We start from the raw sequence: 19,701 nt of genomic DNA on the forward strand, positions 1-19,701 counted from the left end.
CTCCTATGCAAACATGATGATGTATCTGATAAATATAGTATAGCACGTTCTCCTAGTACCAGATGCTAAATCGCCATAACGGTACCGAAGAATGTTCTGTGACAGCTTTTATTTTTGATCCTAAGGTTCCGGTAGGCGCATCTATGGACTAGGCCCATCAGATGATGCCTCCGGGTATCTTTTATATAAGCAGGTCCAGACATGTCTAATGTAGCTTCCGATGAAGTTATTCAGACAGGAATTACGGGTAAAATAAAGAGCAAGACGCTTCACACAATAGAAACAGCAGAAAGCGGGCAGCAGAAAATGAGCAATCAGTCGCCAATCAGCGGAACAACCTTTGATGAGATATTCGCCATTATGGAAGCTTCTTTTCCGGCAAGTGAGATCAGAACCTATAGCGGGCAGCGGGCTTTGCTGGCGAATCCGAATTATCACCTGTATACCGACAAGGATGCAGAGAACCGGACGCTCGCTTTTATGGCCGCCTGGGAATTCCCTGAATTGCGGTTTGTTGAGCATATTGCCGTTAACCCGGATATACGGGGCGGGGGAATCGGCAAGAAGCTGATGAACCGCTATATCAGCCGTTCGGACAAGCCGGTGGTTCTAGAGGTGGAGCCGCCTGAGGGGGAAATGGAACAGCGGAGGATCGGATTCTATGAGCGGCTGGGCTTTTATCTGAATCCGTACCCTTATGTGCAGCCGCCGCTGCGCGCGGGTCAAGCTGATCTGCCGCTGCGCATCATGACCTATCCCCGGCCAGCTACTCTGAAGGAATTCCAGCGGTTTAGAGATATCCTGTACACCGAGGTGTATCAGATTACGGTCCCGAACAGACGTTAACCCCTGGTGCAGATTCGGAATTACTTCTTTACAATCCGGATACAAGTTAGAAACAAGTTAATGGTTTAATGAATCTATAGCAAGGGACACTACAAACAACACACACACAAGGGAGACGATAATAATGAAGAGCAAAAAAATGATCATAGCAACCATGGTATTCGGAATGGCTATTACGGGTTCAGCAGGTGTATATGCAGGAACGAATATGCAGAAGATCAGCGCGTACCTGAACCACAGCATCGGCTTCAAAGTAAACGGAGCGGCTTACACGCCGGTAGACGGCAATGGCAAAACACTGTCACCAATTACTTATAATGATACAACTTACCTTCCGGTCCGGGCGCTGGCGGATGCACTGAAGGTGCCGGTAACCTTCAATGCTTCTACTAACCAGGTTATTCTGGGCAGCGGAACGGCAACACCAACACCAGATAACGGTTCTGCTATCACTTTAACGGCAGTACAATACAGTGCAGCGCAAAAAGAACAGATCACCAAGGCGTTCGCTAACTTCGAAGGCTTCGAGACCGCTTATGCTCCGGCACAGATGATCAGCGGCGATGCGTTCCAGAAGGTTGTAGGCGGCGATGACGGCGTGAGCTTCCTGTTCAATAAAATGCGGGTGAATGTATCACCGCGTGACTATTCTTACGATTATGACGGAACTACCGTGAAGCTATCCAACGGAACTGAAGCGAAATGGTACACACCTTCAGATACAGCTATGCTGACCTTTGCGCTGGCAGACCGGTTTGTAACGATCAGCTCACCTGACAAAACACTCAGCAAAGCACAAATCGAGAAAGTAGCCGTAAGCGTTGCGAAGTTGAATAAATAATCACTACTGCTTCTATAGAGATAGAACACACAGAGAAATCTTCAGAAGCATATTTATAGCATGTTCTCATAGTAAAAAGGGATGTCCGCAGAGCCAGCTGAACTGGTCCTTGCAGACATCTCTTTTTGATATACAGCTCTTGCTGAATGTTGTAGCCTATTTATTGGTGCTGTGCTGTTTGTTCGCAAGGCGTGCGCCCGGTGTTCCTTTGCCCCGGTTTCTGTTCTTCAGCGCTTTCCGCTGATTCTCCTGGAATTTCTCCACGAATTCATGAGTGTCCATTACGGCGGTCCTCCTAAAAGTTTGCTCAGCTTAACCCCAGTGAATATACATTGAACAAAACTCACTCCGGAAGCATAAGCTTCAGTGTTGTTAAGCATAGCTATGAAAGCATACGCTTACGTTTGGTGTAGTTAATTTATCCACTTCGGACTCTTCTCATGCATGCTTATTTCTTTCGAATGTAACCAACCTCACAGACATCAGGACCCCAAAAAGCGCAAAGTAAACTCATAGTTTACTTAATTACATTGCGGTGCAGATTGAGGGGGCGAGACTGTGGGAAGCGTCGAACGCAGAATGAAAGAGAAGGAGATTCGCAGGAACGACATTATAGAAGCAGCGGAGACAGTCTTTTTTGCCAGAGGGTATCAGAATACGACCATGGATGACATTGCTACAGCGGCAGAGTTCAGCAAGAGAACGCTATATGTATATTTCAACAGCAAGGAACAGCTTTACTTTGAGATCATGATCAGGGGCTATAGATTGATGCAAGGGATGCTGCAGCAGGAATTGCTCGAGACGAAGACCGCTAATGCCATAGAAAGCCTTATGCAAATGGGCGAGGTTTTTTACCGTTTCAGCAAAGTGCACCCGGAATACTTCAAGGCCATTATGGAATACGAGACCGCAGAGATTGACTTCGATAGGGGAATCACGGACGCCTCCAGAGAGGAATGTTATGCCTTGGGTGAGACGATGACAGAGTACTTAATCGGGCTAACCCGCAAAGGGATAGAAGAGGGCGTAATCCGTACAAGCCTGAATCCAGTCCAAACCGCGCTGGTGCTGTGGTCTTGTGTGATCGGTGTTTTGAATACAGCGCGGAAGAAGGGGAATTATCTCAGGCAGATGCATTCGACAACACCGGATGAACTCGTAATGGCAGCCTTCCATCTGATGCTTGAGTCTATAAAAGTCTAGAGGAGCGGGTCCATTGAAAGGAAAGAGGCGCATTAAAATATTGAAGCTAATTATTTCGCTTATTGCCGGGCTAGTCCTTGCCGTGTTTGCCTTATTAATGCTCTTTAGCGGGGTCTTCAGACAGCAGCATTACTTGCAGCCTTGGAAGCCGGGCTACTCCGCAGCTATGACAGATCCCAGATTGAGACTGGCCGCACATGGTCTGCTGGCTGCAAGCGGGCATAATATGCAGCCTTGGCGGATCAAGCTGGATCAGAAGAATGATAAAGTGTTTACGCTATATGCCGACAACAGACGTCTGTCTCCGGCGGTCGATCCTGAAGCAAGACAGTTCATGATTTCACAGGGAACCTTTCTGGAATATGTACGGATTGCAGGACAACAGCTGGGTTATCAGGTAGATATCAAACTGTTTCCTGAAGGCGAGTATGATGAGAGCAGACTGGAAGAGAGTATGGCTAGCAAACCAGTTGCACGTCTTACGCTCAATAGCATAAGTCTGGTGAGCCAGCCGCCGCTCTACAATTATTTGTTCCAGCCGGATACCAACAGGGGACCTTATACTTCCGATAAGCTCAGCCTAGCTCAATTGAAGGGACTGCAGAGTATTAATGATATCAGCGGTCTACATATGAATATTGCTCAGGATCCAGGCAATATGAAGATATTGGGGGACTATGCCGTGGAGGCGGCAGTAATAGAGGCTGGTGTAGATTCTGTGATGCAGGAATCCGCACGGATCTTCCGTGCCAATGAACGGGAGAAGAATCAATTCCGTGATGGATTCTCTGTAGAAGGACAGGGGACTAGCGGTATTATGCGCCATATCCTTCAGGGTGCAGTAACTCTGTTTCCATCCATGAACGAAGGGAAAGCCGCTTCGAAGCAGTTTATCAACTCCACAACGGCTTCGGTCAACAGCACACCTGCGTACGCGCTAATTATCAGCGATGACAACAGCCGGATCAGTCAGGTCCGGAGCGGCATGCTCTACAGCCGGTTAACCTTGACCGCCCACCTCGAGGGGCTGGCGATGCAGCCGTTAAGCCAGGTGCTGGAGGAATATCCGGAGATGAGTGTGCTGTACAGCGGAATTCACAGCGTGTATGCCGCTCCAGGTCAGACGATTCAAATGCTGGCTCGTGTGGGTACTCCGCTTAAGACAGCGCCGCTTAGCATGAGGCGGGATGTGCTGGAGCTACTGGACAATAATTAAATCCGTAAATCTGCTAGAGATAGGAACAAGCCTTCACTCTGTGGATATTCTCTATCCTGTTGGATCAAATCCGTGAAGAACCTGGAGTTCAAGGTAATGTACAAAATAGTTTCAAAAAAATGCTTGCAATCACAATCCATACATGATATATTCTATTTCTGGCCGCGAAACATCAACGCCGAGCTCGAAAAGAAGTTGAAAAAAAGAGCTTGCATTGATCGGTTGGATGTGATATATTATAAGAGTTGCTGGTGACGCGGTAGTCGTTGCTGACAACGAGCTTGATCTTTGAAAACTGAACAACGAGTGAGTACCTGGAGATCGCTTCGGCGAGATCCAAAATAGAGAATGAAAATTCTCGTCAGATGTTTCAAAATGAGCAATCGCTCTTTCTAAAACCAATTTGGAGAGTTTGATCCTGGCTCAGGACGAACGCTGGCGGCATGCCTAATACATGCAAGTCGAGCGGAGTTCATTTGAAAGCTTGCTTTCAAATGAATTTAGCGGCGGACGGGTGAGTAACACGTAGGCAACCTGCCCTCAAGACTGGGATAACTACCGGAAACGGTAGCTAATACCGGATAATTTCTTTCCTCTCCTGAAGAGAGAATGAAAGGCGGAGCAATCTGCCACTTGGGGATGGGCCTGCGGCGCATTAGCTAGTTGGTGGGGTAACGGCTCACCAAGGCGACGATGCGTAGCCGACCTGAGAGGGTGAACGGCCACACTGGGACTGAGACACGGCCCAGACTCCTACGGGAGGCAGCAGTAGGGAATCTTCCGCAATGGGCGAAAGCCTGACGGAGCAATGCCGCGTGAGTGATGAAGGTTTTCGGATCGTAAAGCTCTGTTGCCAGGGAAGAACGTCCGGTAGAGTAACTGCTACCGGAGTGACGGTACCTGAGAAGAAAGCCCCGGCTAACTACGTGCCAGCAGCCGCGGTAATACGTAGGGGGCAAGCGTTGTCCGGAATTATTGGGCGTAAAGCGCGCGCAGGCGGTCATTTAAGTCTGGTGTTTAAACCTTGGGCTCAACCTGGGGTCGCACTGGAAACTGGGTGACTTGAGTACAGAAGAGGAAAGTGGAATTCCACGTGTAGCGGTGAAATGCGTAGATATGTGGAGGAACACCAGTGGCGAAGGCGACTTTCTGGGCTGTAACTGACGCTGAGGCGCGAAAGCGTGGGGAGCAAACAGGATTAGATACCCTGGTAGTCCACGCCGTAAACGATGAGTGCTAGGTGTTAGGGGTTTCGATACCCTTGGTGCCGAAGTTAACACAGTAAGCACTCCGCCTGGGGAGTACGGTCGCAAGACTGAAACTCAAAGGAATTGACGGGGACCCGCACAAGCAGTGGAGTATGTGGTTTAATTCGAAGCAACGCGAAGAACCTTACCAGGTCTTGACATCCCGATGAAAGCATTAGAGATAGTGCCCCTCTTCGGAGCATCGGAGACAGGTGGTGCATGGTTGTCGTCAGCTCGTGTCGTGAGATGTTGGGTTAAGTCCCGCAACGAGCGCAACCCTTGACTTTAGTTGCCAGCAGGTAAGGCTGGGCACTCTAGAGTGACTGCCGGTGACAAACCGGAGGAAGGTGGGGATGACGTCAAATCATCATGCCCCTTATGACCTGGGCTACACACGTACTACAATGGCCGGTACAACGGGAAGCGAAACCGCGAGGTGGAGCCAATCCCAGCAAAGCCGGTCTCAGTTCGGATTGCAGGCTGCAACTCGCCTGCATGAAGTCGGAATTGCTAGTAATCGCGGATCAGCATGCCGCGGTGAATACGTTCCCGGGTCTTGTACACACCGCCCGTCACACCACGAGAGTTTACAACACCCGAAGTCGGTGGGGTAACCCGCAAGGGAGCCAGCCGCCGAAGGTGGGGTAGATGATTGGGGTGAAGTCGTAACAAGGTAGCCGTATCGGAAGGTGCGGCTGGATCACCTCCTTTCTATGGAGAATCGTTTCCTGCAACGGAAACATTCAAATCGGAAGTATTACTTCCAAAACTCAGGTTTAGGCCTGTTACTCACTCGTTGGTCAGTTTTGAGAGTTTAAGCTCTCATCTTTAAACTGTCTGAATTTTCGAACATCACAGTCGTGATTGTCCCGAAATTTCAGCACCTTGATCCTTGAAAACTGGATACCGAAACGAATTTGCGTTTTAGAACATCTTTTAGCTGAAACTTGTGTAAGCAAGTTGAAATAGTTATTAGTCATGCTGAGCGATGGTTTTGGATTATGAGCGACTTTTGGCTTTAAACAGACTAGCGGACGGATTCATCCGGAAGCGCTGTTTAAAACAAGATGAGCGAATGAGCCAATACCGGAGCGATTGGTTAAGCTAATAAGAGCACACGGAGGATGCCTAGGCGCCAGGAGCCGACGAAGGACGTGGCGAACAACGAAACTGCCTCGGGGAGCTGTAAGCAAGCTTTGATCCGGGGGTGTCCGAATGGGGAAACCCAGCTGTGGTAATTCGCAGTTACTCGTATCTGAATACATAGGATACGCAGAGGCAGACCAGGGGAACTGAAACATCTAAGTACCCTGAGGAAGAGAAAACAATAGTGATTCCGTCAGTAGCGGCGAGCGAACGCGGAACAGCCTAAACCAAGGGGCTTGCCTCTTGGGGTTGTGGGACGTCTCACATGGAGTTACAAAGGAATATGGTAGGTGAAGAGGTCTGGAAAGGCCCGCGATAGAGGTAAAAGCCCTGTAGCCTAAACTGTGTTCTCTCCGAGACGGATCCCGAGTAGTGCGGGGCACGTGAAACCCCGTATGAATCCAGCAGGACCATCTGCTAAGGCTAAATACTACCTGGCGACCGATAGTGAAACAGTACCGTGAGGGAAAGGTGAAAAGCACCCCGGAAGGGGAGTGAAATAGAACCTGAAACCGTGTGCTTACAAAAAGTCAGAGCCCTATTACTGGGTGATGGCGTGCCTTTTGTAGAATGAACCGGCGAGTTACGTTTAACATGCAAGGTTAAGTCGAGAAGACGGAGCCGCAGCGAAAGCGAGTCTGAATAGGGCGAATGAGTATGTGGACGTAGACCCGAAACCGTGTGATCTACCCCTGTCCAGGGTGAAGGTGCGGTAACACGCACTGGAGGCCCGAACCCACGCATGTTGAAAAATGCGGGGATGAGGTGGGGGTAGCGGAGAAATTCCAATCGAACTCGGAGATAGCTGGTTCTCCCCGAAATAGCTTTAGGGCTAGCCTCGGTGAATGGAGTGGTGGAGGTAGAGCACTGATTGGGTGCGGGGCCCGCAAGGGTTACCAAGCTCAGTCAAACTCCGAATGCCATTAACTTCTTGCCGGGAGTCAGACAGTGAGTGCTAAGATCCATTGTCAAAAGGGAAACAGCCCAGACCATCAGCTAAGGTCCCCAAGTGTGTGTTAAGTGGGAAAGGATGTGGAGTTGCACAGACAACCAGGATGTTGGCTTAGAAGCAGCCACCATTGAAAGAGTGCGTAATAGCTCACTGGTCGAGTGACTCTGCGCCGAAAATGTAACGGGGCTAAACACACCACCGAAGCTATGGCTAGATACTTTGTATCTGGGGTAGGGGAGCGTTGTATGTGGGTTGAAGGTGTACCGTAAGGAGCGCTGGACAGCATACAAGTGAGAATGCCGGTATGAGTAACGAAAAGATCAGTGAGAATCTGATCCGCCGAAAGCCCAAGGTTTCCTGAGGAAGGCTCGTCCGCTCAGGGTAAGTCGGGACCTAAGGCGAGGCCGAAAGGCGTAGTCGAAGGACAACAGTTTGAAATTACTGTACCACCGTAATCCGCTATGAGCGATGGGGTGACGCAGGAGGGTAGTGACGCGGACTGATGGATATGTCCGTCTAAGCAGTGAGGCTGATGTGTAGGCAAATCCGCACATCAATAAGGCTGGGCTGTGATGGGGAGCGAAAATTGTAGTAGCGAAGGTCATGATCTCACACTGCCAAGAAAAGCCTCTAGCCAGGAGAAGGTGCCCGTACCGCAAACCGACACAGGTAGGCGAGAAGAGAATTCTAAGGCGCGCGGAAGAACTCTCGTTAAGGAACTCGGCAAAATGACCTCGTAACTTCGGGAGAAGAGGTGCCTCGGTAGGGTGAATAGCCCGAGGGGGCCGCAGTGAAAAGGCCCAAGCGACTGTTTAGCAAAAACACAGGTCTGTGCGAAGCCGCAAGGCGAAGTATACGGGCTGACGCCTGCCCGGTGCTGGAAGGTTAAGGGGAGTGGTTAGGGGCAACCCGAAGCTGTGAACCGAAGCCCCAGTAAACGGCGGCCGTAACTATAACGGTCCTAAGGTAGCGAAATTCCTTGTCAGGTAAATTCTGACCCGCACGAATGGCGTAACGACTTGGGCGCTGTCTCAACGAGAGATCCGGTGAAATTTTAATACCTGTGAAGATGCAGGTTACCCGCGACAAGACGGAAAGACCCCATGGAGCTTTACTGCAGCTTGATATTGAATTTGGGTACGATCTGTACAGGATAGGTGGGAGCCGTTGAGGCAGGAGCGCAAGCTTCTGCGGAGGCGCCGTTGGGATACCACCCTGATCGTATCTAGGTTCTAACCTAGTGCCCTAAGCGGGTACGGGGACCGTGTCAGGCGGGCAGTTTGACTGGGGCGGTCGCCTCCTAAAGAGTAACGGAGGCGTTCAAAGGTTCCCTCAGAATGGTTGGAAATCATTCGCAGAGTGCAAAGGCATAAGGGAGCTTGACTGCGAGACCTACAAGTCGAGCAGGGACGAAAGTCGGACTTAGTGATCCGGTGGTACCGCATGGAAGGGCCATCGCTCAACGGATAAAAGCTACCCTGGGGATAACAGGCTTATCTCCCCCAAGAGTCCACATCGACGGGGAGGTTTGGCACCTCGATGTCGGCTCATCGCATCCTGGGGCTGAAGTAGGTCCCAAGGGTTGGGCTGTTCGCCCATTAAAGCGGTACGCGAGCTGGGTTCAGAACGTCGTGAGACAGTTCGGTCCCTATCTGTCGTGGGCGCAGGAAATTTGAGAGGAGCTGTCCTTAGTACGAGAGGACCGGGATGGACGTACCGCTGGTGCATCAGTTGTTCCGCCAGGAGCATGGCTGAGTAGCTACGTACGGACGGGATAAGCGCTGAAAGCATCTAAGCGTGAAGCCCCCCTCAAGATGAGATTTCCCAACTAGTAAGACCCCTTGAAGACGACGAGGTAGATAGGTTGGAGGTGGAAGTGCAGCAATGCATGGAGCTGACCAATACTAATCGGTCGAGGGCTTATCCAAATTTCTTAGAGCGCAGATTCGTTTCGGATTCAGTTTTCAGGAATCAATTCCTGAAGCATTTACGCTGTAAATGCCCGTTTGGTGGCGATAGCGGAGGGGTTCCACGCGTACCCATCCCGAACACGACCGTTAAGCCCTCCAGCGCCGATGGTACTTGGACCGAAGGGTCCTGGGAGAGTAGGACGCCGCCAAGCGGACAATCCACACACACTGTGGTATTTTTTTTGCCCTTATTAGTTAAATAGGTGTATGAGAACGGGCCTTTAGCTCAGCTGGTTAGAGCGCACCTCTGATAAGGGTGAGGTCAGTGGTTCGAGTCCACTAAGGCCCACCATATTCCCTGATAGCTCAGTTGGTAGAGCACTCGACTGTTAATCGAGTTGTCACAGGTTCGAGTCCTGTTCGGGGAGCCATCTGGAGAGGTGTCCGAGTTTGGCCGAAGGAGCACGATTGGAAATCGTGTAGGCGCCACAAGCGTCTCGAGGGTTCGAATCCCTCTCTCTCCGTAGCTTTACCTTCTCTGTATAGGGATGAGAAAGACAATTTTAAACAGCATGGCTCGTTGGTCAAGGGGTTAAGACACCTCCCTTTCACGGAGGTAACATGGGTTCGAATCCCATACGAGTCACCAATTTCTTCTTCGATTAATGGGATGAGAATTCCCTGGGTTCGTTGAAGCATAGGCATCGTAAGGAATACATCGCAATCTCGTAACGGAGTGGAGAGTATCCCATACGAGTCATACATGGAGGCTTAGCTCAGCTGGGAGAGCATCTGCCTTACAAGCAGAGGGTCGGGGGTTCGAACCCCTCAGCCTCCACCATCTATCTTTAACAGAATAGATCTTTAACATTGACGCGGGGTGGAGCAGCCCGGTAGCTCGTCGGGCTCATAACCCGAAGGCCGCAGGTTCAAATCCTGCCCCCGCAATTAATTTGGAACCGTGGTGTAGTTGGCCTAACATGCCTGCCTGTCACGCAGGAGATCGCGGGTTCGAATCCCGTCGGTTCCGCCATTTTTATTGTATGAAGGTATCAGGGATTGAGCATCCTATATCTCGAAGTATAGAGTATCCACCCGATTCCGTAGTGTCTGCTAATTATTAATATTGGGGATTAGCCAAGCGGTAAGGCAACGGACTTTGACTCCGTCATTCATAGGTTCGATTCCTATATCCCCAGCCATTTCATTTATGTTTATTTCTCTTATGAGAGCCATTAGCTCAGTTGGTAGAGCACCTGACTTTTAATCAGGGTGTCGAAGGTTCGAGTCCTTCATGGCTCACCATTTTCTTATAAAGTGTGCGCGTGTGGCGGAATGGCAGACGCACCAGACTTAGGATCTGGCGTTTCACGACGTGGGGGTTCAAGTCCCTTCACGCGCACCATGTTTTTGCGGACGTGGCTCAGCGGTAGAGCATCGCCTTGCCAAGGCGAGGGTCGCGGGTTCGATTCCCGTCGTCCGCTCCATATAGATTTTGCGCCCTTAGCTCAGCTGGATAGAGCGTTTGACTACGAATCAAAAGGCCGGGAGTTCGAATCTCTCAGGGCGCGCCATTTATAACTTCATTGGATCATCAAAGTGTCCCCAGATTCGAACGAGTTCGTTGGAGCATAGACTTCGATAGAATAACTTCGCAATCGGATGCGAAGCATCCGTATCTCTCAAGGCGCGCCATTATTACTTTGCAGTATAGCTTTTATATTTACGGGATGTAGCTCAGCTTGGTAGAGCACCTGGTTTGGGACCAGGGGGTCGCATGTTCAAATCGTGTCATCCCGATATTTCACCTTTGCGGGTGTAGTTCAATGGTAGAACTTCAGCCTTCCAAGCTGATAGCGTGGGTTCGATTCCCATCACCCGCTTAAATAATAGTTGCAGAAACCCTTGATATTCAAGGGTTTTTGTTTGTTTTATTCCAGGGACACGACAGGTTGATGCTGTTGTGTTTTTTTAGTGTGGGGCGGAAGTGTTACTTACTAAAAATACATAGTATATGCTGGTGGCCGCCCTATGGGCTGGTAATGCTATATTTTGCAGACAGTCATGTTTATATAGACCTGTTATATTAGAACTATGGAAGTACAGGCACTATTTACTTGGAAGTTGAGGAGCATTTATTATGACAGACAAAGTAATACGGATCTTCAAGATTATTAACGCCATCCAGTCGAATCCCGGGATTACGGCTGCGGATCTGGCATTCCGGTGCGAGGTGAATATTAGAACGATTTATAGGGACCTGGATGTGATCAGTCATTTTGCACCGGTGATGAATGAGGGGAGAGGAACGGGGTATAAGTTTATGGGGAAATTCTTCTTATACCCGCTGGATTTCTCCGAGCAGGAGGCGATGGCTTTCTCTCTGTTGCCCTCCGTGCTGGCTCCCGGCAAAATCCCCCCAGGTTTTCTATCTGCCTTTGACAAAGTCATGGGCACACATCTGAAGGAGAAATCCAAACAGAATGGAATGCTTGAGAATATTTCAGATATTATTCAAATGGGCAAGCCTGCGTACCGCAAGGAGAGCCGGAATTTCCTGCAGCCGCTGATCGGGGCGATTATGGAACAACGGCGGATTCGTACGGTCTATCACTCGCAATTGCGGAACGAGACAACGCAGCGGGAGATTGATCCTTATTATTTGATTCCGCGTGACCAGAGATTCTATCTGATTGGCTATTGCCACCTGAAGAGGGCAATCCGCACGTTTCGCATCAGCCGTTTTCAGCAGGTTGAGGTGACGGATACCTCCTTCGACAAAAGGGATTTTAATATTAAACAGTATCTGAAAAACACCTGGTCGATCGACCGGGGCAATAAGAATACGACCTTCAAAGTGCGGTTTCATCCGGAGGTAGCACGTTACATCAAAGAAGAGGAATTGTTCGTTCATCCACGGATGACCGACGAAGAAGACGGAAGTCTGCTGTTTGAAGTCACTGTCAATAATGACAAGGAATTTATCAAGTGGATTCTGCAATATGGTCCTAACGCCGAGATTCTTGAGCCGGCATCCGCGAGACAGGGACTGAGGCAGCAGCTGGAGCAGTGGATGAATGTGTATTATTAGGGAATATACATAGAAAAATGCAAATACGATGATCCCAAGAAACCCCTGACTTATGAAGTCAGGGGTTTCTGTGCGCTGAAGGGTGCAAGTGGAGTTACTCCGGTACCACCAGTCCCAACCCGTCCGCAATACGCCGGCCAAATTCCGGATCAGCTTTGTAGAAATGGCCAATCTGGCGAAGCTTGATCTCATCTGACTCGACAGGAGTCATCGCGCCTACAATATTGCGTACGAGCCGGGCACGCTCCTCTTCACCCAGCAGACGATAGAGATCACCCGGCTGGGTGAAATGATCGTTGTGATCATAAGGGACACTATCGGCTTGGCCGGAGACTGCAAAAGCAGCCGGTTTATCCTGCGGCGATTCAGTTGCCCCGCCGAAGCTGTTAGGCTCGTAATACACGGAGCCTCCGCCGTTATTAGTGTGATTCAGCGCGCCGTCCCGCTGATTATTGTTCACCTCGGCGATGGGCCGGTTAATCGGCAGGTGGTTGTGATTCGCTCCTACCCGGTAGCGGTGGGCGTCGCCGTAGGCGAAGAGGCGGCCCTGGAGCATTTTATCAGGAGAGGCTTCTATCCCTGGCACAAATGATCCCGGAGAGAAGGTAGCCTGCTCTACTTCGGTGAAGTAGTTCTCCGGATTGCGGTCCAGCACCATGCGGCCCACCTCAATCAGCGGGTAATCCTTCTGGGACCATACCTTGGTAACATCAAACGGGTCGAAACGGTAGGTGTCAGCATCCTCTATAGGCATGATCTGCACATGCAGTCTCCAGGCGGGGAAATCCCCTTTGTCGATCGCATTAAACAAGTCCTCTGTATGATAATCCGGGTTATCGCCGGCAATCTGCGCAGCCAGATTAACATCGAGATTCTTGACGCCCTGCTCTGTTTTGAAATGGTATTTCACCCATACTGCCGCGCCTTCTGCATTCACCCACTTGAACGTATGGCTGCCGAAGCCGTGCATATGACGGAGGGTGGCCGGTATGCCGCGGTCAGACATCAGAATGGTAACCTGGTGCAGGGATTCCGGGGAGAGCGACCAGAAATCCCACACAGCGTTCGGGTTCTTCAGATGCGTCTGCGGATGGCGTTTCTGAGTATGGATAAAGTCCGGGAATTTAATTGCATCACGGATGAAAAAGACAGGTGTATTGTTGCCGACGAGGTCGTAGTTGCCTTCTTCGGTGTAGAATTTCACGGCAAAGCCGCGCGGATCGCGCACGGTATCGGAAGATCCCGATTCTCCGGCTACAGTGGAAAAGCGGATGAACATCGGTGTGCGTTTGCCGACTTCAGACAAGAAGGAAGCCTTCGTATATTGGGAGAGATCATTGGTGACTTCAAAATAACCATGGGCACCGGCGCCTTTGGCATGGACGACACGTTCAGGAACACGCTCCCGGTTGAAATGGGCTAATTTCTCCAGCAGATGAACATCCTGCAGCAAAGTGGGTCCGGGGGAACCGGCTGTCATAGAATTCTGGTTGTCACCTACCGGGGCACCCCAGCTTGTCGTTAGTTTGTTATTGCTCTCACTCATGAATACAGTCACCTCGTATTAGGATTTGATTTTAGATTAAGTATAAGTTTTATAATAACAAAAAATTAAATAAAATCAATCCTTTTTTATAATTATTATAATTAACTATATGCGGAAGAAGTTGTGATCATGATAATGCGGACTGCCTCTGGGCACGGAATATATCTCGCAATATTGGATGGCAAGGGCAAGAGCGAGAGAGAGGGAAAGGGAGGTATGAAGCTGAAGAAGTAAGGTGACAACGTCAAAAACCCTCTACGTTAGGCGTAAGAGGGTCTCTATTGCTGCCATCAGTCAGGAAAGCGGCCTGTATCAAATAAGCAGATGTGAGCGTTAATTATTCGTACAGTTCCAGCTCGCCTATAGAAGTGGAGTAAGCGCCGTTGTTGGCGGTAATGACCAGCCTGTAGCTGGTATAGTCACCTGTTGAAGAGAGGTTGAAGTAGTAAGAGGAACCCGGATAATAAAGGCCGGACTGGCTGCTCAGAACGACCCAGCTGCCGCCGTTACTGGAGCCCTGTAGGGTCCAGGTTTTTGGCACATTCGCCTGAGGCTGGGATGAGGTGGTAAGCCTATAGCTGCGTACCTTTTTGGAAGTGCCAAAGCTGTATTGCAGATATCCTGAGCTGCCGCTGGAAGTGGAATAATAGGTGCTGTAATCATGGTCAAAAGCTTTGTAGGCTTCATGGAATGCCCATTCGCTGCTGGCGGAGGCGGTACCCGCCGGACTTGTGTTGGAGGTCATCACTGGAACAAGATTTCCGGCAGCACTAGCTCCGGTTAAGCTGATCGCAGAAGCCATAAGCAGAGTCCCCAAGCCGATACCTACTTTTTTGAAGCTGCCCATTCGTTGCAATTGCATTTGCCCATCTCCCTTTGTAGTGGTTTTACCTGCTTCACTTGTGCGTGTTTGGCCTAAATGAACTCCCGGGAACTTCTAGCCGCTCATCGCCTACCTTATTGTGCAAACGTTTGTAGCACAGTATCACTGTAACCTAAGTGAACTGAAAATATTGTCGGAATTGGACAAGCAGCCAAAAAAAATTGGTTTGGGAAACTGATTTCACTAAGAGTAGGATATTTGCCCGGAATTCCGCTGAAAAGCAGATTAAATGAAGATGATTAATGTTATTAAAGATAAAGAATATGAACTAAAAACTCGTGAAACCTAAAAATTCCCGCCCGCTAAAGCGGGCAGGAGGGAACGAAGAAAGGGCATATAGGAGGAAGCTGCAGAACTGCGACGCGAATCAGCCTTTGATGTACATCCGGTTATAGTATTCATCCAGCATGCGTTTGGTGGCGAACTCGGTGCGGGTGGTCTCAATGCTGCGGTGCATCATCTGCACCCACTTGTCTTTGTTCTCATAGAAGGTCGGCAGAACGCGGTTCAGGAGTGTATCATACAGGGCATCGCTATCGTGCTGGTCAAGTACAGCAAAATCAGTAGTCTCAAAGCCGTCCCCGATCTGCCAGCCGTTCTCGCCGTCTATACAGGCCTCCGGCCACCAGCCGTCAAGGATGGAGCAGTTGAGGACGCCGTTCATGGCGGCCTTCATACCGGAGGTTCCGCTGGCTTCCAGCGGTCTGCGCGGATTGTTCAGCCAGATATCGGAGCCGCGGGTGAGCTGGGCCCCGATGGTCATATCGTAGTTTTCCAGGAAAACTACACTTTTCGGGTATTTTTTCATCATGGCTACGAGGTTGCTGACGATTCTCTTGCCGTTATCATCCAGCGGATGCGCTTTGCCGGAGAAGACAATCTGAACTTTGCCGCTCTCCAGGTAAGGCTCAATCACCTCGGGCTGGGAGAAGATCAGGTCACTGCGTTTGTAGGGAGCCGCGCGGCGGGAGAAGCCAATGAGCAGATTGTCTGCATTCAGGGCAATCCCGGAACGCTCTTCGATGAAGCTGATCAGCTCCTGCTTGATCTCCTTATGCACAGCCCACAGGTCGCCGCCTTCTTCAAAAGCACGGGTCATCCGTTCATCTACCCAGGTAGGCGTATGAATTGCATTGGTAATGCCGATGATCTCGGACCGGCCGGCGACTTCCTTCCACATTTTATTAGCGGTGTCGGCATGGAGCTGGGCAACGGCATTCGAGATGCGTGACAGGCGCAGGCCGGCTACCGTCATGTTGAACGGTTCTCCGCCGATCCGTTCCATCTGGGCGCGGGTTAAGCCGTTAAATGCACCCATGTACTCCAGACGGTCGAGCGGATGGGTCTCATTACCTTCCTTGATCGGTGTATGTGTAGTGAACACAACCTCTTCCCGTGTAGCTTTCCAGGCTTCCTCAAAAGTACTGCCGCCGGACATCTTCTCACGGATCAGCTCAATTGCAGCAAGGGCCGCATGCCCCTCGTTGAAGTGATAGACATCAACCGGAATTCCCAGAGCACGCATGGCTTTGACGCCGCCGATCCCCAGGACAATCTCCTGGGCAATGCGTTCTTCCCCGAACCAGCCATAGAGCTGGCCTGTAATCCAGGCATCACTGTTCTCGGGAATATCGGTATCCAGCAGATAAAGCGGGCTGTTGCCGAAATGCTCTGTTTTCCACACTTTGCAGACGACATCGGTTTTTCTGACTTTTACCGTAACCTTGACGCCGGTATCTTCAAGGAACTCATACACATAATTATGGTAGGAGTCGTACGGATTGCCGTTTGCATCAATTTTCTGGTCCGTGTAGCCTTGTTTCCATTTGAGTCCGATGGGGATGACGGGAGCTCCTATATCCTTGGCACCTTTGATGTAATCTCCGGCCAGAATGCCCAGGCCTCCGGCGTACATTTTGAAGTCGGAATGGAGCCCGTACTCCATGCTGAAATAAGCTACTGACGGCAGTTGGTTCTCGTTCACTTGATAAGCCTCCTAAATATGATTTAGATTATTATTGGCCAAGCTGCAGGCTTTATCTAAGATGCAAACGTTTGCTCAAAAGAATATGTTAGGCTCTGGAAGCGATTGCACACCTATTCTAGCACATTTGTCTTTAAAAAGCACAACGAAGTTTTGATAAAAAAAATTCTTCAAAGCTTCCATTCATAAAAATTTGATTAACCCGGCTGAAGGCCATAAGATAAGAGGATAACAACCAGTAACGCCGGTGCCGTCCCTTCCATGGAGAAGGTAGCCTTAATGGCGAAGAAACAATGGAAATAAACCAAGTGGTGGTGTTCATGTTGAGTATAGTCGTAATTGGAAGTCTGAATATGGATATGGTAGTACGCGCGAAACGGGCTCCGGAAGCGGGCGAGACGCTGTTTGGCCAGGAGTTCGCATTGTCCCCCGGCGGGAAAGGTGCCAATCAGGCCGTTGCTGCAGCCAGACTTGGCGCAGAGGTAACCATGATCGGCAGAGTGGGCCGGGACTCTTTTGGCAGCGGACTGCTGGAGGTTATGACACAGGAGCAGGTTCACACCGGATATATCACGCAGAGTGAGTCACAGGCTACAGGAGTCGCCTCCATTGTGGTGGACGGAGAAGGCGAGAACCGGATTATCGTGGTGCCCGGTGCGAATGTCGAGATGAAGCCGGCTGATATTGAAGCACTTGAACCGGTTATCCGCCAAGCCGGAATTGTCGTCATGCAGCTGGAGACGGACCTGACGATGGTAGAGGCTGCGGCTGCCGTTGCTTCCCGCCATGGAATTCCGGTGATCCTCAACCCGGCACCGGCTCAGCCGCTCGGAGATGAATTGCTTCATCATGTGACTTACCTGACTCCGAATGAAACAGAGGCGGGCATTCTGGCCGGTATTTCGGTAGGGAGTGTGGATGATGCGGAGCGTGCGGCACGGATTTTGCTGCAAAAAGGGGTTCAGCATATTATTGTCACACTGGGCTCCAAAGGGGCGCTGATTGTGAATGCCGCCGGCAGCCTGCATGTTCCCGGGTTCCCGGTACAAGCTGTAGATACAGTGGCGGCGGGCGACTCCTTCAACGGGGCATTGGCTTGGCAGCTTACCCGCGGGAAAACGCTGGATGAAGCGGTCAGATTCGCGAATGCGGTCGGTGCACTGGCGGTTGGCAAAGCGGGAGCGATTCCTTCGCTTCCAAGATTGCAAGAGGTGAAGCAGTTCCTGCAGGAAGCTGCTGATGCCGAGCCGGGCGCACAGTAGATTTAGCGTAAGGAACGTGTAAACGGTCCTTTGAGATTCGTAAGTTCATTCTGTATAAGGATTCTGGTTAATATATTGCGGGGATTGTTGTATTCTGTGCAGGATTGTCTAACTAACCAGACACGGAATGCTGCGGATAAGCGGGCCGGGCGGTTAATTCACAGGCTTAGCCTGATACCTAAGGAGCTGGAGCGATGAGCGGTACAGTAACCGTTAAGAATGTAACCCTCGGGGAGGGGATGCCCAAAATCTGCGTTCCGCTGGTCGGAACAACGTTATCCGAGCTTCGGGAAGAGGCGGAGGCCCTTAAGGCTCTGGCTCCGGATGTGGTGGAGTGGCGGAGCGATTTCTTCAGCCAAGTGGAGGATATCGCAGCGGTAACGGAGGTATTGGAGGAAATCCAGCGTGTTCTGCCGGAGGTTCCGCTGATCTTCACGTTCCGCAGCGCCCAAGAGGGCGGGGAGAAGGAAATCTCCACGGAATATTACTTCCGGCTCAACAAAGCTGCTGTGGAGAGCGGATACGTTGATATTGTGGATGTGGAGTTGTTTAACGAGGAACAGGAGGTCCGCGGGCTGATTGCCACAGCGCATGACAATGCGGTATTCGTGATTATATCGAATCATGACTTCCATGGCACGCCGTCACAGGATGAAATCGTCTCCCGGCTGCGCAGAGCACAGGAGCTTGGCGGAGATCTGCCGAAGATTGCTGTGATGCCGCAGAGTGCGGGGGATGTGCTGACCCTGCTGGCAGCGACAAACAAGATGCAGGAGCAGTATGCGGACCGTCCGATCATTACGATGTCGATGGCCGGAGAGGGCGTAATCAGTCGGCTTGCCGGTGAAATCTTCGGCTCGGCGCTGACCTTCGGGGCGGCGCATAAGCCTTCGGCTCCGGGTCAGGTAGCGGTTGCCGAGCTGCGCAGTGTGCTGGAGCTGCTGCACCGCAGCTTATAATCAAGAATAGAGAAGGATGTTCCCGGGCCTGTGAAATGGCGGGAGCATCCTTTTTCGAAATATAAGAATTTATATGCTTCACGCTATCAATTATCCTTCTATTTCTCGCTGAAACGGTACCGCCCTTGTGGAATGATGGCATATCATACTCGGTCTTTCAGTACGGCACCCCGACATACCTGCAAACAGCTACAACTCAGGGAGGCTGCTGCTGTCTATTTCCAGTCCACGCTCCATAAATACCTCTTTGGCCACAAAAGTAGCATTAAGCACACGCGGAAATCCGGCGTATGGCACGCAGTGCAGAATGGCCTCGATAACCTCTTTTGGGGAAAGTCCTACATTAAGGGCGGCATTGATGTGAACAGTGAGCTGGGGCTCGCAGCCGCCAAGTGTTGTCAGGGAGGATAGGGTTACTAACTGCCGCTGCCGCAAATCCAGCCCTTCACGGGAGTAAATGTCCCCAAAGGCAAACTCGATCACAAATTTCCCAAGATCGGGAGAGATGTCTTTTAGGGATTCGATTACCTTTGCTCCTCCAGTACCATCCACCTCCATCAGCTTCTTCCAACCACGTTCATAACGTTCTGTAGTCATAGGTTAACCTCCATT

At 50.6% G+C, this 19,701-nt stretch carries 12 protein-coding genes, 14 tRNA genes and 3 rRNA genes; 24 read left to right on the forward strand and 5 right to left on the reverse strand.

Going from position 1 to position 19,701, the window contains the following annotated elements:
- Positions 1 to 306: 306 nt before the first annotated feature.
- Together R50912_RS04085 and R50912_RS04090 are read left to right on the forward strand one after the other, a co-directional pair.
- Positions 307 to 846, forward strand: coding sequence for a GNAT family N-acetyltransferase (locus tag R50912_RS04085; protein ID WP_197073103.1), 540 nt, complete (start codon positions 307 to 309; stop codon positions 844 to 846).
- 124 nt (positions 847 to 970) lie between these two features.
- Positions 971 to 1,687: a stalk domain-containing protein gene (locus R50912_RS04090; RefSeq protein ID WP_042232648.1), complete on the forward strand. Its 717-nt coding sequence runs from the start codon at positions 971 to 973 to the stop codon at positions 1,685 to 1,687.
- A gap of 156 nt (positions 1,688 to 1,843) precedes the next feature.
- Here R50912_RS04090 and R50912_RS34035 read toward each other — a convergent pair whose 3' ends face one another.
- A complete protein-coding gene (locus tag R50912_RS34035; RefSeq protein ID WP_076248006.1) occupies positions 1,844 to 1,969 on the reverse strand; it encodes a DUF4023 family protein in 126 nt (41 codons plus the stop codon).
- A 276-nt stretch (positions 1,970 to 2,245) separates the two neighbouring features.
- Here R50912_RS34035 and R50912_RS04095 point away from each other — a divergent pair, with 276 nt between their 5' ends.
- The 20 genes from R50912_RS04095 (at position 2,246) to R50912_RS04190 (ending at position 12,455) form a co-directional block, all read left to right on the forward strand.
- On the forward strand, positions 2,246 to 2,893 hold the full coding sequence (locus tag R50912_RS04095; protein ID WP_052415974.1) for a TetR/AcrR family transcriptional regulator: 648 nt from the start codon (positions 2,246 to 2,248) through the stop codon (positions 2,891 to 2,893).
- A 40-nt stretch (positions 2,894 to 2,933) separates the two neighbouring features.
- Positions 2,934 to 4,109: an Acg family FMN-binding oxidoreductase gene (locus R50912_RS04100; protein ID WP_231637767.1), complete on the forward strand. Its 1,176-nt coding sequence runs from the start codon at positions 2,934 to 2,936 to the stop codon at positions 4,107 to 4,109.
- Between the two features lie 400 nt (positions 4,110 to 4,509).
- Positions 4,510 to 6,067 (forward strand): 16S ribosomal RNA (locus R50912_RS04105).
- Between the two features lie 386 nt (positions 6,068 to 6,453).
- A 23S ribosomal RNA gene (locus R50912_RS04110) occupies positions 6,454 to 9,382 on the forward strand.
- A gap of 77 nt (positions 9,383 to 9,459) precedes the next feature.
- A 5S ribosomal RNA gene (gene rrf / locus R50912_RS04115) occupies positions 9,460 to 9,576 on the forward strand.
- The 16S, 23S and 5S rRNA genes sit together here with 14 tRNA genes alongside, the layout of an rRNA operon.
- Before the next feature lie 63 nt (positions 9,577 to 9,639).
- Positions 9,640 to 9,716 (forward strand) — tRNA-Ile (locus tag R50912_RS04120).
- A gap of 3 nt (positions 9,717 to 9,719) precedes the next feature.
- Positions 9,720 to 9,795 (forward strand) — tRNA-Asn (locus tag R50912_RS04125).
- 3 nt (positions 9,796 to 9,798) lie between these two features.
- Positions 9,799 to 9,888 (forward strand) — tRNA-Ser (locus tag R50912_RS04130).
- Positions 9,889 to 9,938: 50 nt separating this feature from the next.
- Positions 9,939 to 10,013: transfer RNA gene (locus R50912_RS04135), tRNA-Glu, on the forward strand.
- A gap of 116 nt (positions 10,014 to 10,129) precedes the next feature.
- Positions 10,130 to 10,205: transfer RNA gene (locus R50912_RS04140), tRNA-Val, on the forward strand.
- Between the two features lie 33 nt (positions 10,206 to 10,238).
- A tRNA-Met gene (locus R50912_RS04145) sits at positions 10,239 to 10,312 on the forward strand.
- 7 nt (positions 10,313 to 10,319) lie between these two features.
- A tRNA-Asp gene (locus tag R50912_RS04150) sits at positions 10,320 to 10,397 on the forward strand.
- 94 nt (positions 10,398 to 10,491) lie between these two features.
- Positions 10,492 to 10,566, forward strand: a tRNA-Gln gene (locus tag R50912_RS04155).
- A 27-nt stretch (positions 10,567 to 10,593) separates the two neighbouring features.
- Positions 10,594 to 10,669 (forward strand) — tRNA-Lys (locus R50912_RS04160).
- A gap of 16 nt (positions 10,670 to 10,685) precedes the next feature.
- Positions 10,686 to 10,769 (forward strand) — tRNA-Leu (locus tag R50912_RS04165).
- 7 nt (positions 10,770 to 10,776) lie between these two features.
- Positions 10,777 to 10,851: transfer RNA gene (locus R50912_RS04170), tRNA-Gly, on the forward strand.
- Positions 10,852 to 10,861: 10 nt separating this feature from the next.
- A tRNA-Arg gene (locus tag R50912_RS04175) sits at positions 10,862 to 10,938 on the forward strand.
- Positions 10,939 to 11,090: 152 nt separating this feature from the next.
- Positions 11,091 to 11,164 (forward strand) — tRNA-Pro (locus tag R50912_RS04180).
- Between the two features lie 12 nt (positions 11,165 to 11,176).
- Positions 11,177 to 11,247, forward strand: a tRNA-Gly gene (locus R50912_RS04185).
- A gap of 257 nt (positions 11,248 to 11,504) precedes the next feature.
- A complete protein-coding gene (locus R50912_RS04190) occupies positions 11,505 to 12,455 on the forward strand; it encodes a helix-turn-helix transcriptional regulator (RefSeq protein WP_042232652.1) in 951 nt (316 codons plus the stop codon).
- A 94-nt stretch (positions 12,456 to 12,549) separates the two neighbouring features.
- Here R50912_RS04190 and katA read toward each other — a convergent pair whose 3' ends face one another.
- The 3 genes from katA to glgP form a co-directional block, all read right to left on the reverse strand.
- A complete protein-coding gene (katA, locus tag R50912_RS04195; RefSeq protein WP_042232654.1) occupies positions 12,550 to 14,001 on the reverse strand; it encodes a catalase KatA in 1,452 nt (483 codons plus the stop codon).
- Positions 14,002 to 14,338: 337 nt separating this feature from the next.
- A complete protein-coding gene (locus R50912_RS04200) occupies positions 14,339 to 14,863 on the reverse strand; it encodes a discoidin domain-containing protein (protein WP_042232656.1) in 525 nt (174 codons plus the stop codon).
- 388 nt (positions 14,864 to 15,251) lie between these two features.
- Positions 15,252 to 16,868 (reverse strand): alpha-glucan family phosphorylase, encoded by a 1,617-nt coding sequence (glgP, locus tag R50912_RS04205; RefSeq protein WP_042232657.1) that lies wholly within the window; start codon positions 16,866 to 16,868, stop codon positions 15,252 to 15,254.
- Positions 16,869 to 17,188: 320 nt separating this feature from the next.
- Between glgP and rbsK the strand changes: the two genes are divergently transcribed.
- Together rbsK and aroD are read left to right on the forward strand one after the other, a co-directional pair.
- Positions 17,189 to 18,130 carry a ribokinase gene (gene rbsK / locus R50912_RS04210; RefSeq protein ID WP_042232659.1) on the forward strand — a complete coding sequence of 314 codons (942 nt, stop codon included), beginning with the start codon at positions 17,189 to 17,191 and terminating at the stop codon, positions 18,128 to 18,130.
- 194 nt (positions 18,131 to 18,324) lie between these two features.
- Positions 18,325 to 19,089, forward strand: coding sequence for a type I 3-dehydroquinate dehydratase (gene aroD / locus R50912_RS04215; protein WP_042232661.1), 765 nt, complete (start codon positions 18,325 to 18,327; stop codon positions 19,087 to 19,089).
- Positions 19,090 to 19,278: 189 nt separating this feature from the next.
- Here aroD and R50912_RS04220 read toward each other — a convergent pair whose 3' ends face one another.
- A complete protein-coding gene (locus R50912_RS04220; protein WP_042232662.1) occupies positions 19,279 to 19,686 on the reverse strand; it encodes a carboxymuconolactone decarboxylase family protein in 408 nt (135 codons plus the stop codon).
- Positions 19,687 to 19,701: the final 15 nt, after the last annotated feature.

It is taken from the genome of Paenibacillus sp. FSL R5-0912 (genome assembly GCF_000758605.1).
GTDB lineage: Bacteria > Bacillota > Bacilli > Paenibacillales > Paenibacillaceae > Paenibacillus_AQ.